Origin of the sequence: Photorhabdus sp. RM323S, assembly GCF_042879375.1 — a bacterium.
GTDB lineage: Bacteria > Pseudomonadota > Gammaproteobacteria > Enterobacterales > Enterobacteriaceae > Photorhabdus > Photorhabdus tasmaniensis.
Map to the genome: position 1 here is coordinate 1 of NZ_JBHFKZ010000073.1, position 15,702 is coordinate 15,702.

The 15,702-nt window shown below is 42.9% G+C and carries 15 protein-coding genes and 1 pseudogene; 10 read left to right on the plus strand and 6 right to left on the minus strand.

Going from position 1 to position 15,702, the window contains the following annotated elements; translation table 11 throughout:
* From ACGF7G_RS20455 to ACGF7G_RS20470, 4 genes are all read left to right on the plus strand, one after another.
* The coding region (locus tag ACGF7G_RS20455; RefSeq protein WP_387467978.1) for a TIGR03756 family integrating conjugative element protein at window positions 1-792 on the plus strand (792 nt) is incomplete at its 5' end.
* A gap of 15 nt (window positions 793-807) precedes the next feature.
* Window positions 808-2,235 carry an integrating conjugative element protein gene (locus ACGF7G_RS20460; protein WP_387467980.1) on the plus strand — a complete coding sequence of 476 codons (1,428 nt, stop codon included), beginning with the start codon at window positions 808-810 and terminating at the stop codon, window positions 2,233-2,235.
* A 2-nt stretch (window positions 2,236-2,237) separates the two neighbouring features.
* Window positions 2,238-2,609 (plus strand): hypothetical protein, encoded by a 372-nt coding sequence (locus tag ACGF7G_RS20465; protein WP_387467982.1) that lies wholly within the window; start codon window positions 2,238-2,240, stop codon window positions 2,607-2,609.
* Window positions 2,606-4,105, plus strand: coding sequence for a conjugal transfer protein TraG N-terminal domain-containing protein (locus ACGF7G_RS20470; protein WP_387467984.1), 1,500 nt, complete (start codon window positions 2,606-2,608; stop codon window positions 4,103-4,105). The genes ACGF7G_RS20465 and ACGF7G_RS20470 overlap by 4 nt, the downstream gene beginning before the upstream one ends.
* A 39-nt stretch (window positions 4,106-4,144) precedes the next feature.
* Here the strand turns inward: ACGF7G_RS20470 and ACGF7G_RS20475 are convergent, their stop codons facing one another.
* Both ACGF7G_RS20475 and ACGF7G_RS20480 read right to left on the minus strand, forming a co-directional pair.
* Window positions 4,145-4,543: a hypothetical protein gene (locus ACGF7G_RS20475; RefSeq protein WP_387467986.1), complete on the minus strand. Its 399-nt coding sequence runs from the start codon at window positions 4,541-4,543 to the stop codon at window positions 4,145-4,147.
* Window positions 4,544-5,464: 921 nt separating this feature from the next.
* Window positions 5,465-6,478, minus strand: a complete 1,014-nt coding sequence (locus ACGF7G_RS20480) for an Abi family protein (protein WP_181148728.1) — start codon at window positions 6,476-6,478, stop codon at window positions 5,465-5,467.
* 520 nt (window positions 6,479-6,998) lie between these two features.
* Here ACGF7G_RS20480 and ACGF7G_RS20485 point away from each other — a divergent pair.
* On the plus strand, window positions 6,999-7,157 hold the full coding sequence (locus ACGF7G_RS20485; RefSeq protein ID WP_387467987.1) for a hypothetical protein: 159 nt from the start codon (window positions 6,999-7,001) through the stop codon (window positions 7,155-7,157).
* Window positions 7,158-7,354: 197 nt separating this feature from the next.
* Here the strand turns inward: ACGF7G_RS20485 and ACGF7G_RS20490 are convergent, their stop codons facing one another.
* Window positions 7,355-7,909, minus strand: coding sequence for a helix-turn-helix transcriptional regulator (locus ACGF7G_RS20490; RefSeq protein ID WP_110086622.1), 555 nt, complete (start codon window positions 7,907-7,909; stop codon window positions 7,355-7,357).
* A gap of 258 nt (window positions 7,910-8,167) precedes the next feature.
* On the opposite strand from ACGF7G_RS20490, the gene ACGF7G_RS20495 reads away from it, so the two are divergent.
* Entirely contained in the window at window positions 8,168-8,392 is a 225-nt protein-coding gene (locus ACGF7G_RS20495) for a helix-turn-helix transcriptional regulator (protein WP_021324429.1), read from the plus strand.
* Window positions 8,393-8,647: 255 nt separating this feature from the next.
* Window positions 8,648-9,010: a hypothetical protein gene (locus tag ACGF7G_RS20500; RefSeq protein WP_387467990.1), complete on the plus strand. Its 363-nt coding sequence runs from the start codon at window positions 8,648-8,650 to the stop codon at window positions 9,008-9,010.
* An 83-nt stretch (window positions 9,011-9,093) separates the two neighbouring features.
* Here ACGF7G_RS20500 and ACGF7G_RS20505 read toward each other — a convergent pair.
* The 3 genes and pseudogenes from ACGF7G_RS20505 to ACGF7G_RS20515 form a co-directional block, all read right to left on the minus strand.
* Window positions 9,094-9,976 (minus strand): annotated as a pseudogene (locus tag ACGF7G_RS20505) (IS982 family transposase).
* Window positions 9,977-10,366: 390 nt separating this feature from the next.
* Entirely contained in the window at window positions 10,367-11,464 is a 1,098-nt protein-coding gene (locus ACGF7G_RS20510; protein WP_387467992.1) for an ISAs1 family transposase, read from the minus strand.
* Between the two features lie 201 nt (window positions 11,465-11,665).
* Window positions 11,666-11,809, minus strand: a complete 144-nt coding sequence (locus ACGF7G_RS20515; RefSeq protein WP_387467994.1) for a transposase — start codon at window positions 11,807-11,809, stop codon at window positions 11,666-11,668.
* Here ACGF7G_RS20515 and ACGF7G_RS20520 point away from each other — a divergent pair.
* From ACGF7G_RS20520 to ACGF7G_RS20530, 3 genes are all read left to right on the plus strand, one after another.
* Window positions 11,763-11,897 (plus strand): hypothetical protein, encoded by a 135-nt coding sequence (locus ACGF7G_RS20520; protein WP_387468000.1) that lies wholly within the window; start codon window positions 11,763-11,765, stop codon window positions 11,895-11,897. The genes ACGF7G_RS20515 and ACGF7G_RS20520 overlap by 47 nt on opposite strands.
* A 50-nt stretch (window positions 11,898-11,947) precedes the next feature.
* Entirely contained in the window at window positions 11,948-12,184 is a 237-nt protein-coding gene (locus ACGF7G_RS20525; protein WP_387467996.1) for a hypothetical protein, read from the plus strand.
* 1,057 nt (window positions 12,185-13,241) lie between these two features.
* On the plus strand, window positions 13,242-15,702 hold a 2,461-nt coding region (locus ACGF7G_RS20530), incomplete at its 3' end, for an AMP-binding protein (RefSeq protein WP_387467998.1).

Here is a 15,702-nt window from a genome sequence, read left to right on the forward strand (position 1 = left end):
AAAGTGCGTACCTCGATAAAAGTTGAGCATTTTATTCCTCAGGCCGTGGTCTCTGTCTATAACACGCCTGATGGTAATCCCTGGACAGAAATGTCGCCGGTCAGCCAGGCAGCCGGTGGGGTGGAAAATACGGTCACCGGTGCACTTTCCGGGATAGTCATGGGGGGTGGTAATCATCAGCTAAAAATCCCAGGCAACCGAAAAAACAATCTGCATTTTAAATATGTCGATGCGATTGGGCATCCGGCCACTGCCATGATGGGCGGGAAAATTTCGGGGTATGCGTGTAAAAGTGCCGCCACGCCTTTTATGCCTTACTTTTTGAGTACTCTGGATAGCTTAGTCTGGCGGACTGGTGTGCCGGAATCATTTTATCCCGAGGCGCTTGTTCCTGGTAAACGTGAACTGGGTTATTCGTTTCGGGGCACTATGTGGGGCAATATTTATCCGCGAAGCGGGTTTGTGACACAACAGGATGATAATAAAGCGGCTGCGGTGGTAGCGCAACGGGTAGCAGACATTATCACCCGTACCGGGCAGGGGCATGTTTATCAGCCCCTGCAAGGAAACCGCAAACAGGGTTACTGGCCGCCAGGCGAAGTTGTCGAAAATACGGGTAGCCAAAATCATCAATGGCAACGTTTAGCGCCTAAGATGAGCACATCTTGTGCTGTTTTTCCGGATAACAGCGGGGAAACCGCGAGGGACGGGAATTATGCCTTTGCATTGTGGCAACCGTACAGTTGTTGTCAGCGACGCGGGCAGACTTTTCTTTACAGTACTGATTTTTGAGACTGGGATCATGGGATGAGACAACGATTATTTTTGCCTGTATTGATAGCACTGGCGTTTATGCGTACTCCTGTTGTCCAGGCGGCAGGTTTTGCCATTGCGGACAGCCCGATAGGTTACGGGAAAAGCCTGAATGGGGCGGTATCGGACAAACTGTTTTACAACCTGGGGGGCGGATCAGTGATATCGCAGCCGGCGACCCGCAGCCATCTGCAACATCTGGGCGGATTAAACCTCGGTTGGAGCAGTGACCTGATGTGCGGTAACTTTGATTTGAAAACGACGGTAGGGAATCAGCTTAATGGCCTGACTTCGGGGTTTAAAAACCTGATGGGGGAAGTGGTGCAGGGGGCGACGGGAGCCGTCGCCAGTTTGCCGGCAATGGTTATCCAGCGGGCTAATCCGGGATTGTATGAAATGCTGACCAACGGGGTGTTACAGGCAGGTATTGCGTTCGACAAATCACAACTCAGCTGCCAGAACATGTCACAGCGTATGATGGATTTCTCGGACAGCAGTAAATGGACTAAAGCGGCGTTGATGGAGGAATATAAGACGCTGGTGAATACCAGCAATGGTGATGCGGTTGGCACGACACAAAAAATGGAGGTTGCGGACGGTACACAAGGTTCAAATTGGATTGGGGGTGAAAAACGGGGAGGGAAAGGGCAGAAAGCCATTCAGCCTGTCCGGGATCTGGCAAAAGCTGGCTTCAATATGATGAACAACCTGCCAGCGAATAGCCATGCCAATGTCAACCGCACCCAATGTAATGGCGCTGCTTGCCAGAAATTCAAGAACAGTGAAGAAGCCGCCGCTGCGGTCGTCAGGGTGTTAGGTGATCGTTCGGTTCGTACCTGTACTGACAGTCGTCAGTGTACCCGTGGCGGTACCGAAGACCAGCCAGGTGCGAGTGTCGCTGGGACGGGGTTTGCGCCGATGCTGGAAGAGGCGACCAGAACCAACATTGAGCAATTGATGAAACTGGTCAGCGGGGAAAATGCGCCTACGGTAGTCAATCTGGCAAAACTCAAAACGGGTAGCTTGGCGGTGACTCGTGGGGTTATCCAGGCACTGAAACGTGATCCGGACAGTGGTGCGCTGGTGAGTCGGTTGGCCAGTGAGTTAGCGATGGCAGACACCATTGAGACTGCCCTGACTATGCGGCGAATGTTGATGACCGGGCAGGCAGAACCGAATGCCGCTGCGCAGGCGCAGGCTATGGCAGAGAGTGATCGTCGCATTGCGACACTGGACAGAGAAATCACTGCCCTGAAGAATGAAATGGAGTTGCGCCGGGCGATTGCACAAAATACCGCACTGACCACGCTTGAGCGTGAACAGAATCGGGTTGAAATGAATCTGCAACGGCAATCCACCGATAATACCGACAGCCGTATTCACACCTTGTCCGTGCCGCCGAAAGGGCGTGAAGGGCAATAATGATGTCTGAGCAAAGTGAAATCCGGGTACCGACTGGCACTACACAAAGGTTGATAGTGGGACTGAAACGGAATTTCAGGCGGGGGTTAATTGTCATATTGATGATGGGGGGCATGTTACTTGTTGCCACAATTGGCCTGGCGTATCCGTCTCAGTTCAATGAATTACAACATTGGATGGACACGACCCGTTACGGCTGGCTGGCCTGGCGATTGGCCATGTACAGTGTTATTGCCTGTTTTATGTGGAAGTGTTGGCGACTTCCATTGCCGTTAACACAACAAGTTGCTCTGAAACGGATTGCACTCATTTCGCTGGGATTGGTGGGATGTTGTGAGTATGCCCTGTTCTTCGTCTCCGGAGAGCCGTCATGACAACTTACAGCTATCTGGAATATTTTCTGACCCTGCTGGGCTGGATAGTGAATAACGGCTTGTGGAATATGCTGTTGGCCACCGGGTTATTTGTGCTGCCGCTGACATTCAAAATGATAGGTATCTGGCTGGAAGTCCGGGAAGAAGGGGAGGATGAAGGGAATAAGGGCCTGCTCTCAGTGACCCGGATTGAAAACACCTTGTATGGCGCTTTCTTGGTGATGATTGTTTGCTGTGTGCCGTTGGTCAATGTGAGTCTGAGTACCATTACGTATGATGACTCGCGGGCAAAAAGTTGTGGCACTTGGACACCGAAACCGGCTGAAACGGGTTATGCGTCCGTGATATCGTCGCTTGATGGTAAAACAGCGGCGGCTCCGGTTTGGTGGATACTGGTTCATCAGATTTCCAAAGGGGTGACTCAGGCTGCAACAGCTTCTCTTCCCTGCCGTCCCGACCTGAGGCAACTGCGTTTTGAGGTCCAGCATACGCGGATTAATAATCCGGCACTGGCGCAGATATTACAGGATTTCACCTATGACTGTTATGCGCTGGCATTGTATCAGTGGAAACGTCGGGACGAGGGAAGAACTTTGGCTGAAGCGGTATTACGGGATATTGAATGGTTAGGGTCAAAAACGTTTCTGAATAGTGCGGGTTATTATGATGTGCTTCAGTCAAAAACGCCCCGGTCGGATTTTCCCTGGAAACCGCACCGGGATGACGGTTTGGCTAATACGGGACAAGGCGGATATCCGACCTGTAAGGAATGGTGGTCAGACAGTCAGGTAGGATTGGAAAAACGGGTGATGGCTCAGGTTGAGCCAGGCATGTGGTTTCGGCTATCGGCAGCATTGAAACTGATGGGCAAAGAGACGTCAGAATACAAAGAAGCGGTGATACGGCGTCTGGTGAGCCCGGAAAGTTTGACCGCATCTCAAGGGGGACATGTCTATGCAGGCTACGGCGGTAACGCAGATTTTACCCTGATGAATTCGGTGGGCCGGATAGCCTCATTGGGCGGGGTGTCGTTGGGAAGTCTGGCGGCATTTCCGGCGTTTGATGCCATGCGCCAGGCATTATCGATGGTGCAGGCTGTTATACTGATGGCGGTGACTATCATATTACCGCTGATTATAGTATTTGCGGTTTACGAATATAAGACGGTTATTACGCTGACCTTTGTCGTGTTTGCGCTGAACTTTTTGACATTCTGGTGGGAGTTGGCACGCTGGCTAGACAGTTGGCTTCTGGAGGCATTGTATGGTTCAGATACGCACAGCCGCTGGAATATGGCCGGTTTTCAGAATAGCACAGACGATATCATTATGAGTTTTGTGATGGGGACGATGTTTATTGTGTTGCCGGCATTGTGGATGGGAGCGTTGTCGTGGGCGGGAATTAAAATGGGTGAAGCAGTAACAAATGCAACGAAAAATGGTTCTGCTGATATTCAGAAATTGGGTGGGAAATTAGGAGATAGAATAAGTAGGTAACATAATTATATTAAGGAGGGGAATCCCTTCCTTTATGAACTATTCATCTTTATTGTCGACATCAATATAACCGGTTGCATCATACCAGCCCCACCCATAGGGACCATCACGATATTGATTTCCGTAACCTTGTTCATCTGTAAGTTTTTTATCAATTACACCTTTATTCAGTGAAAAACCTAGGATTATTCCAAATATTAGCATAATAACCCCAACTACCATTAATGTACCCATCAGCAAAGTGGTCGCCAGACTGGCAGCAAGTAAGTAAATGGGCAAATGCCCTACCCATGTAGGGAGATTATGTTTGTGGGCTTTAGTAACACAATGTGCATCCCAGGTACGTAAACGTTGGCATAAGTTGAGATAAATTCCAGCAACTTTTGCTCCCCGAATCTGAGCACGCATTGTACGTTGTGTGTCATGATTGTCAGTCATTGAGTAACCTCTTGTTGAGATGGTATTCATAAATAACATAATTATTTCTTGGTTAGGTTAGCCAAAAATTTAAGCGGCGTCTATGGTATGAATCGTAAAACGAGTTGTGTGTTATGCACATTTGCACGGCTGATAAAGCTCATTCACCTGACCCCATCAAAGGGTCGGGTGAATGGAAGCGGTTGGTGAGCTGGGGAGGCGAACCAACATCAGCGGTGTAACTGTGTATAACGCTTTTTTAACGAATAAGGTGAGTAGTCATATTTTTAACTTTCTGGCGGGTTGATGTATCGAAAAGAGTATTTCTTTGCGAAACTATCAGGGACACCTGTCAGTATTTTTGTCTGGAATTTTGTAGGAAACAGGAGATATTTAATTTAATAGAATAACCTTTATTACATTTTTCACTCAGCTTGTTGTAGCGTTCTATAAACTTGGAATCATAAAAAGAAAGTTTGTTAATAATTTTGATAAGGTTTTTTGTTATTGTTATTTAAAATAAAGTCCTTATCTTTAAATAATCTAGAGACTTCTCAGCTGAATATACTAGTACGAATCTAGGATAATGATTTACAGTCGAATCAGGATTGTCAATGAGGTCAGTTAATTTTATAGTTTTGATTTTGGTACTGATTTAGATGAATGTAATAAATCATTATTCTTCTGGATAATTCTGTTATCACCATTGTTATTACTAGAGTCGTCAGCATTTCTATATATGTAGCTACTATATCACTGAATTCTCGTTTGAGATTTTGACGTACTATGCTTGTGTCCTCTACTGTACATATAGCCAAGCGGCGGCAAGCGTTTCTTCTGTATGTGGCAAAAAAATGGCCAGCCTAGCTACTTCAGTTAGATGTAAAATATAAAGTTTGTTATTACATTGCTGCTTTTTTACTTAGCTTTAAAAGGCCGTTGTTATTTTCTTCTAACATTTTTTGCAACCCATGTGCCACTTGTATTGTCTGGCTCGAAATTCACGTTGATACCTATTTCGTGAGGTAAATTCTTTTCATGATTTCCATGAGCATCGAGAACAAATAGATTACTTGGATGTTTAAATGCTTTTATTGAAACCACCTTACCTTCAACCTTTACAATTACACCATCCAATCTTGTCTCTGCAATGTTTTTATTATACCAAGCTTCTATATCTACTGGATGTACTTGATCAAAATCTTTGGCTGCCTGTTTGAATCTCTCAATAGTTTCCTTTTTACACAGTTGGGTTATTTGCTCTATACTTTCCATAATAACAATTGTTTTTAGATTAGAGGGATTAATATACTTAATTAAGTTCAAGCACATCTTAAAACTATTGAGTACTGTATTAATGTGACCTTCAACTGAAAAACTTTTCCTATTATGCCATATAGGCTCATGATGAGCGATTCTATTACGAAGAGAATTAAGTTTTTTTATGTCGTTGGTTATATGCTTGAAAGTCACTTTTTCACCTGGGAATGCAAAATCTATCATTTCCGGCCATATTTTAAGGGACCCCTGTTTATCAGATTTATGATGATTGGAGCAAATGTTACTCCATACACCAAATGTAAGCTTTGCAATCAATTCATCCGGAGTTACTTTTCTTTTTTCTTCTTGGATAGAAGAAAGGGCATTTTCCACTGCCTCACGGCTTTTTATAAATTTGTTATCTTCTGTATTTAAATAGAAATGTTGAATCCAGTTTCTGTCTATTGCCATTTCAGCAGCGGCAGGGGGAAGCCCACTATCTATAAGTTTTTGCCGTTGATATGCTAAGTGACCATAGTATAAACTGTTTCTTAGCGAAACTTCTAAAAGTTGTAATACAGGAAAGAAAGTGGCGCAGAGCCTTTTATTCCATATATAGAGTCCTAAACATTCAGCTTCATTTTCTGTGTTAAAACCTCTTTTGTAAGTTGATATACGTCTTTCTGATATTGACATTAGAACACTTTGGACTGTCATTGTAATTCATATCCTTTTCTCACATGATTTAAAATAATATAATAATGATTGTGATATTTCACCTATACTTTTCATTTTCCTCTTTTCCATTCTTTGTGATTTATAACCGGGCTGCTGTTTTTGCCGCAGGATGCTTGACGCTATCTGTTTGTTGCTGTAGCATTCTCTCCGCTGGTTGTGGCTATTGCCGCCAGTAACGTGCTAGGGTCACAGATGATGGAAATCATGCTGCTGATGCCGAAAAATATTTGGGATAAACCCTTGTTGAGAAATCAACAGGGGTTTTCTCGTTCTTCTTAATTAAAAGGAAAAAATTAGTATACGGAAATCCTATATATTGGCATTTGTTAGTACTATAATAGTACATCTTTTGCCTTGACAGGAGGTACATTCATAGGAAAGCTTTAAGTCATGTGGTTTCTCAGCATCGTGAACATCAAAAAAACACAGATTTTTGGTTCTTATAGCTTGTAGTACTGAGTGATGATAGGGGAAGGTTATGCAATCAAAACGCCGAATTTCTGAACTTAAGCAAATGTCCGTAAAAGAGCGCAAAATTGAAGGCATGCGTCGAGCTAAGGCTGCTTTTGATCTGGCTGAACGTACAGGTACGTTAACAAAGTGTCCTGTTATCGTTGAGTGCTGCTTTTTTCGTTAGCTTGCCAGGTTGGTAATTATTCTTTGGGTGTTCTATCCAATTGTTTTAATACTCGCACACTCATTTCTCCGTGCTGCTTCTTAAGTGTACTGCATTCTTAATTGGCTATTTAGCCTGATTAAGCGAGAATTGAAAGGTATCGTCATTCTATACCTTGTGCTTAGCTCTACACTATTATGATCACTAATTGACGGTGTTTAATTTTTTTCTTGACTTATCAGGGTAGTAATGTAACGCAAAATTTCTTTATCTGTTGATTCATTCCCATCAAGAGCTACTTTGATTGCTTGTTTCAAATTTGATCTAATTTTAAGCTTATCAATAAGTTCTTCGATATCTTGCTTTTCATGGATCATGGTTAATATCCCTTCAATACCTTTTCGATGCATTAAATTAATTAATGTTTTTGCTTCTTTGACATCAAGAGAATCTAAAATGAGGGACCATGCTGTTTTTAGTTCATCATATCCATAGCCTGTGTCGTCTCTTTGGGAATCATCAGTAGGTTTTTCATTCGGAGTCCCAGAAGCTAGCCATTCCAAAGAAACACCTTCTATTCTAGCGATTTTCTGAGCTACATATAGAGATGGTAGTGTCTTTTTATCGAAATAGTTATTTAACGTCGAATAAGGTATTTGCCATTCTGTTGAAACAGCTCGAAGACTCCTTCCTTTAAGAAGCTGTTTTAACCTGTTTTTAAAGGTTTCTTTTCCTTCTTCAAGGAAAGAAGCTTCGTTAGTCTTATTGTTCATATTTTCCTTTTTACGAATGAATTTCTATTTAAAGATCAATGATATCTATAAATAGAAAATAATGGTTGAAATTTTCTATTTATAGAACGATAATCTACAGCAGTGAATGATCCTCCAAGGATTATCTGCACTGATATCTTTTTAGAGTAATTGAAATATAGATTGAAGTAAAACATACCATTAGCAGAGCTTAAAGCAGCGAAGTTACTTTTTGTTTTACAATGTTATTAAATAGTTATACCTGCTTGGAGAATTCTTGTGGAGAAAAAAGATTGGCACCCGGCCGATATTATTGCTGCATTAAGGAAGAAAGGAACGTCATTGGCTGCCGTTTCTCGGGAAGCTGGACTGGCATCGTCAACATTATCCAATGCGTTACAGCGTCCTTGGCACAAAGGTGAGACAATCATTGCGAATGCATTGGGACAGAAGCCTGATGAAATCTGGCCTTCCCGTTATCAGAAAAGAAGGAAGGGATATTGATCTCGAAGAGAAAAAATATGGTGGCTGCTATAGGAGCCATAAAAGCAACGCTCTGAAAGTGAAGCAACACAATCAGAGCGTCTGACCACAACATTATCGGAACTAATGCTATGGCTAATATGAATAGTAACATATCCTCATACTCAAAGCGTTATACATTTAACGCGCAATCTAATGTAGAAACCGAAGCACATACCTTGCTTACAGACTTTTCTTTGGTTTTAATTTTTTCTAAATCAATTGAGAAGCAATATTATGCACAGTAGCATCCCAGACATTCTCGATGACAGTAATATACCTGATCTGGATATCTTATGGTCTGCCATGTCGGATGCAATTGCATCACTGGATTTTTCATGTATTAGCGATACTGTACTGTGTCAGTTAATTGAATCATCCAAAGAAAATACTATGGGCATGTGTCATGGTGTAACTTTTCTTGGTGACTCAATGTTGTCGTTTGCCAGTAATAACATCCATGAATTTACGCCAGAGAGTTTGTGTCAGCTCGGGCATAGCCTAGAGGCGTTGAGTTCTCTATTACCGATGTTGTTTACTTTGCATGAAAAAGCGAATGGTGAATGTCACCGTAGAGCTTTGAAAAACGAAATAAAATAGTTTTTTCAAATGAAACCAGAAAATTTTTGGATGGTTTTCCGGTTTAAAGGTATGAACTGTTAAGTAATTAACCCGAATTCTGTTTAAGCCGTCACTGAAAAATCTTCTTCTGAGTAGAAAACTTTCAGTGATGGTTTCTTCAATTTAAGGCAATAAGCAATCAGGCCACCTAAAACGGTCAACATAAATCCTTTTATACTTCGGTGGCGAGAATGTTCTATTTGAGAAATTGTTTTTAATTGTCCATTAATTGTTTCGATGATAAAACGCTTTGATAACATTATTTTATCCCACTCAGCTTGCATACTCGCTTTCATGTTTCGGCGCTTTTTCGTGATGAAAGTGACGCCGGTTTGGGCTAAATCATCCGCCAATTCCTGGCTGAGATAACCTTTGTCACCATAAAGAGAGTCCGTTAACTCTTTTGATAATTCACGAACCGGTTCCCGATCATCGACATTACCCGGCGTCACTTTAAGTGCCAGAATGTCACCGTGATGGTTAACAATCAGGTGTAATTTGAAACCATAGAACCCCCCCATTGAGGTTTTCCCGCGTTGGGCTGCACCCTTAAACCTTATTTCGGGGAATACGGATGTTATGGCACACACGCAAACTCGTGGAATCAATAAATGCAATTCCCGTGGGTTTCCCTTTTAATTGTGTCAGATAACTGCACAGGGGGACTAAAACGGAAGGGGCGACACTGATAAAACGGGTATAACTGAGCAGAGTGGGAAAATCGTTATGGTGATATCGCCAAATATGTTCCAGATAAAAGTTTTTAAAATCAATGTAATGAGACATGTGGAAGAGGATCAGGATGGTCATGATTTCACTGGGATACAGGTGACCTTGTCGGCGACGTAGACGATCCCCCTTATTGAGGCAAAACTGCTCCCATTGGGGAATGAAAAAACGACAAAAGTCATCGACATCGCAGAAAATTTCAACTAGCTTGTTCATTGCCTGTTCCTCCGTAGGAGCGTTTTTTAGCCAGTACTAAAACTTTGCTCTTGGAACAGGCACTTCGTCAATTTCTTATCCAGAACTCAGGTTAATTAGATTTCTTTAAAAATTAATATTTTCATCAACCATCAACCATCAACGGTAACGACCAATGTTTGACACTATGTAAGCCTGCATTTATCTAAAGATTTAAATCGATATTAAATTCTTGGGAGCATTACCTCTACTGCACTATTAAAATACTGGCATTGCTACTGGGGTAGGATTATAGCTGAACAAAAGGAACTGATGTAATATTTAGCTGAAGGAACTTCCTGCCAGGACAACAACTCACTCAAGAAGGCAATAGGGTAGAACGTCAGGGCGGGATTCCACTTTGTATTTAATTTAATCAAAGATAAGTTGACTACGGAATTCCCCTGACCAAATGGCTCTTCGACGTTTAGCCGCCTGACTGTCTTTTATACTGGTATTCTGCTTAATCACATTTAATGCAATTCGGTTAAAAAGCGCCATTTGTGCAGCCCCATCAGGATCTTTGAGTGAGATAGCATCTTCTCGAAAAGTGACATCTAATACCCAATGCAGCTCGTTTTCTACCGACCAGTGCCTTCTTATTGCCTTAGCCACGATTTCCGCCTCCAACGGTAGCGAGCTGACATACCAGCGTGAATCACGATGGGGAGGCTGGCCTTTTACGCTTCGTTCACTGACGACTTCAATAACACTTTGTATTGAAGGCCATTGCCGCTGAAGGACCTCCGGCAATACGGCACGAATTTGCATGACATGCCGAAATTCTGTCCGTCCATGACCGCTATTTTTCTGCGTAAATTCAACAAGCTCATCACTCTCATAATGCGAAGCAAAATACGATTTGACCCATTCATAGAGGGTCTTTTGATTGCCTTTGAGACCCACAATAAAATCACCGCCGCGCTGAGTCATTAACGCAAGGGTTTCTTTCTGGCAATGCAAGGCATCCATCGTGACAATCGCGCCATCAAGCGCCAGTAATTCAATCCATTGTCTGGCAACCGGACCTTCCTGACCTTTGCTTTCGGCTGCCTGATGGTATAGGGCTACACCGGATTCAACATCATAAGCACTGACCCCATGCAGGGCTTCAAATAATGTCCCCTTACAGGTTCCTCTCAGGGTTTTTCCATCAATGGCGATAAGACTTTTTCCTGCCCTGACCCGACGCTGGTTGATCCAGGCATAAAAGGCTTCAACCAGTGCATCTTGCTCTATCATTTTGATAATATTAGCAATACAGTGACGCCGGGGAATACCGTGAGTAAAATGCGTGTATTGTTTAAGCCACTCGCTCTGTAACTCACCAAATTCCTGAATCGATTTCCAGCCAGAAGCGCCGCATAATACAGCGGAGAAGGCTAAAAAAATCACATCCATTAATTCATGTTTTTTATTGATGTCAGAGCGAGGGTCTTCTATCTTGCTGATAAAATTAAAAATACTCATTATTAGGATCGCTTTTTTATGGAAGAGAGAGATCTTAACGTTTTAATGAGAGAAATGCCTATAAAAAGTCATATTCTGATTTTTATTTAACCAAAATAACCTTATTAAAAATGTGAAATCTTACCCTGGGTAGAACGTAGTGTATAGACAAATTTTTGGGCCGTAATCGTTGTCCAGTGGGCTTACATTGTCATTTGCTGTTCAGCTTGAAAACAGCTCATTTTTTTGGCTTATGGTCACGTTACCGATAGCGTTCTCCGCCCGGTTGTTATCTATCTCATATCTCAGGTGTGAGATAGTGGATATCAGTAAATTCTTCGACAATGTAGAGCATGACTGGCTCATTAGGTTTATGCAGTACCACGCAACAGACAAGCGAATAGTGAGTTTTCTGAAACAATATCGTGCTGAACTGATCGCTGTGCTTCCTTAACTGAGCTGGTCTGCCCGTAAGGAGAGGAGTACACAGAGGAGATTGTGGCGTTGTACTGGCAAATCGGTGAGTTGAATCTTGTGCATTTTATTGAAGCTGCACAAGAATCGGTGTTATATCCCGTAAATCTGTGTGCTGATGTTATCGAAAAACGTTGGGAACAGATAATGCTTGATGTTTTGCTTGATCTGATTGTAATACCGGGTGACCATTTTAGTTTGTTGGCGGATGATGAGAATAAAACCGCTTTATTTCAGGCTTTGAATATGGCGTTGGTAATCAGTTGAGATGAGGAGGTGGTGTAATATTTTAATATAGTAAGCAGTATTGAATAATTTAACCTTGATATGATAATCCAGTATGTGATTTTATACTGGATTTTTTCGTATTAAAACGAAATAAGGAAGGTTATAATTACCATATGAATTATTTGGTCAGATTTGTTTATTGTTATTGTCTGTTATGTGATCTCAATCGGGTTTTATTAGTCGAATCCGCCAGTTTTATTTTATTTTATTTTATTTTATTTTATTGACCGTCTTAGTGTCAAAATTATATGTTTAATTGTAGAGTTATTGTTGGAAATATTTTTTGTCGGCGCGTACATGCAATATGTGAGAGCGATTTGCTTTGCTAGTCCTTCGAACCACACTAAAATGCGTTCAAAAGCTATCTCTTTTGCCTGAGTACTGTATAGGTTCGTTTTTTATTAAAAATAATGCTTATTAGTCGAATCCGCCATGAAAAATAAAATAACCCTATGGAATAGACAATAAGAGTGAGAGCGCGGTAGCAAACAATCTAAATGAATATGTTAGAAGGGGCATATTCATTGAATTTTTTCTTAGTTTGAACTATATGTTGGTAAATATTTTTGAATGTATGAAAAATCACATCAAAGAACGAACTAACTGTAATATATCTCATTGTAAGTAATATTTTCTGTATTAATTTTTATAAAATAATACCGAGTGTAATTATTATGTGAATCTACATGGAATTATATTTTTACCTATTCGGTATAATAAATTCAGTCAATGAAAATTGAAGGTGCTTATTTAGAAAATAGGAACAGAAATGGAATGTCTTATTCCGATTCACCAGAAAAATCATTTACTCCGTTGTCAGGAAAATTATTGTTACGTGTTTGTTGGTTTTATAACCATTGATCAGGCTATTGCATTTAAAGACTGATAGAAAGTGCCGCCTAAGTATCTTAATTAATGCTTGATGTGTTCGTTGCATTCTTCTCCAGTCAAATAGACAAAAAGCAAGAAAAAACGTTTGGGGTGACTCCCGGGATTAATAGTCTTCAAATATCTAACAAATTCGTTGAGGTAATATATGAAAGGTAACATTGCTACAGAGGGAAATGTTCTTAAAGACGAAGCTCTCTCTCAGATGTCATATAAAAATATAACTCATAATACGTATGATGCATCGATTCCATCACGAATATGCGTTGTGGTGGGGGGAACGCCCCTTGCGGTGTTCTGCGCCGAACAAATTCAGGCGGCTGGGCATACCATACAAGCAGTGCTGCCTACTGATACTGTTCTACAAACGTGGGCTGCCCAACAAGGGATTGTTTGTGTGAACTCGGTTGATGCATTACAAGAACAAATCACGTTACAGCCTGTCGATTGGCTTTTTTCAATCGTCAATCCCATCATCCTGCCGGTGTCGTTCATTGAACAAATTCGTGGCGGGGCTTTTAATTATCATGATAGTCCTTTGCCTCGCTATGCGGGCAGTCATGCAACGTCCTGGGCGCTGTTAGCGAGGGAAACATCGTATGCCATTTCTTGGCACTGTATTGAAGGCGATGTGAATGCCGGAAACATCGCGGTGCAATGGCCGGTATCGATTGAAGAACAAGATACGGCTTTCTTATTGAATCTGAAATGTTATCAGGCGGCTCAAAAAGGATTTAATGAACTATTAAAAGATCTGAGTCACGGCACACTGATAACTTATCCACAAGACCTTTCGAAACGGAGTTTTTATGTGTTATCGCGTCGCCCGGATGCGGGTGGGTACCTATGCTGGGAACAGCCGGGCGAGATATTGTTGGCGTTAGTGCACGCATTAGACTTTGGAGAGAATTATGCCAATCCATTGGGCTGCCCAAAACTTCTACTAAAACAGGATACGGTACGAATTTCCTGGCTTCAGCGGCTGGACATCTGTTCTGGGGGAAAACCGGGAATGTTGATCCGTGTGGAGGAGGAGAGCTGGCAGGTGACGACGGGCAGTGAGGATGTCCGGATCGGGGGATTTTCCACTCTGGAAGGTCAGTTGTTGTCTGCCAGAGCGCTTGCAGAAATATCAGAATTGGAACCCGGTGAACAGTTGCCTCTGCTTTCGCCACAACAGGCGCGGAATATCAAGAATACGCTTCAAACACTCGCACCTTATGAACCCTTTTGGTGTAAGCGTCTTACCACCCTGCAACCCGCCCATTTACCTTTCGACATCTCTCATAAGACAGCAGAACCCCGCTGGGTAATGAGTCCTTGGCAGTCAGTGTTCCCCCAAAACAGTAAAGATATTAAAGAAGTGTCATGGATAACGTTATTACAGGCATTCGTTATCTACCTGGCGCGTCTGACTCAGCAGACAGAGTTCCAGGTTGGTTGGTATGTGGGATCAAACGATGACTTATCAAATATGGCATCGGTGGTGCCCATGACCATTGAAGTCGCATTTGATAAACCGTGGTGTGAGGTTGCTGACTCCGTTGATAATGAACTAGCCTTGCTGGCACGGTATGGCACATATAGTCGTGACCTTTTTTCGTGTTTTCCTGCACTGTGCACTATCCTAGCATTAAGAACACGTCATCCATGGCCAGTAGCCGTCTCTGTGGTGCAGGATAATCGGTTATGTGATCAAGAAAGGTCTGGCGAGTTGCTAACATTTCAGATAAATACGCAGGGCGGTTTCCGTTGGATCTATGATGAAAATCGTCTGGATGCGGTAGTGATCCTGCGGATGAGTGAACATTTACAGAGGTTACAGTCATCAGAAAGGATAGATGAAGAAATGCCCATTGGGCGGCTTAATTTGCTTCCTGAGGCTGAACGAACATTGCTACTGGAAACTTGGAATGCAACGGAAACGCCGTATCCTGAAGCCTTGTGCATCCATCAGTTGTTTGAACAACAGGCGGCGAAAACCCCGGCTGCTACCGCCCTAGTCTATGAAGAGCAGTCTCTCAGCTATGCTGAACTCAATACTCGTGCTAACCGGCTGGCCCGTCAGCTCATTGAGCAGGGGGTTCTTCCCGGTGGGCATGTTGCGCTGTTGCTGGAGCGTTCGGTGGCGCTGGTGGTAGCCCAACTGGCTGTTCTTAAAGCCGGCGCGGTTTATGTGCCCATTGATCCGAGTGTACCGGATGAGCGGAAGCACTGGATGATACATGATTGTGCTGCTCAGTTGCTGCTTACCGATAATCAAATGGGTATTCCGGTCAATCTGGCTGTGCCGCTATTCCGAATGATGGGAGAAACAGACTCAGGCAGGGAAGAAGAGGGGTTGAATCTCAACTTAACCCGCCTTAGTTCGGATGCCGTTTATGTTATGTACACCTCCGGTTCAACTGGCGTACCGAAAGGGGTTATCGTGTCCCACCGTGCGGTTGTCCGGCTGGTTATCAATAATAGCTATGCGGAAGTCAATCCGGAAGACCGGGTGGCTTTTACCGCGAATCCGGCATTTGATGCCAGCACGTTTGAGGTTTGGGCCCCGTTGCTTAACGGGGGGACATTAGTGGTTATCGACCGTACTACCTTGTTGGCCCCGG

Coding starts and splice junctions, on each gene's coding strand:
- ACGF7G_RS20470 (WP_387467984.1), top strand. CDS start 2,606: ATGACAACTTACAGCTATCTGGAATATTTTCTGACCCTGCTGGGCTGG.
- ACGF7G_RS20490 (WP_110086622.1), bottom strand. CDS start 7,909: ATGAACAATAAGACTAACGAAGCTTCTTTCCTTGAAGAAGGAAAAGAA.
- ACGF7G_RS20485 (WP_387467987.1), top strand. CDS start 6,999: ATGCAATCAAAACGCCGAATTTCTGAACTTAAGCAAATGTCCGTAAAA.
- ACGF7G_RS20500 (WP_387467990.1), top strand. CDS start 8,648: ATGCACAGTAGCATCCCAGACATTCTCGATGACAGTAATATACCTGAT.
- ACGF7G_RS20510 (WP_387467992.1), bottom strand. CDS start 11,464: ATGAGTATTTTTAATTTTATCAGCAAGATAGAAGACCCTCGCTCTGAC.
- ACGF7G_RS20475 (WP_387467986.1), bottom strand. CDS start 4,543: ATGACTGACAATCATGACACACAACGTACAATGCGTGCTCAGATTCGG.
- ACGF7G_RS20515 (WP_387467994.1), bottom strand. CDS start 11,809: ATGAGCCAGTCATGCTCTACATTGTCGAAGAATTTACTGATATCCACT.
- ACGF7G_RS20460 (WP_387467980.1), top strand. CDS start 808: ATGAGACAACGATTATTTTTGCCTGTATTGATAGCACTGGCGTTTATG.
- ACGF7G_RS20480 (WP_181148728.1), bottom strand. CDS start 6,478: ATGTCAATATCAGAAAGACGTATATCAACTTACAAAAGAGGTTTTAAC.
- ACGF7G_RS20465 (WP_387467982.1), top strand. CDS start 2,238: ATGTCTGAGCAAAGTGAAATCCGGGTACCGACTGGCACTACACAAAGG.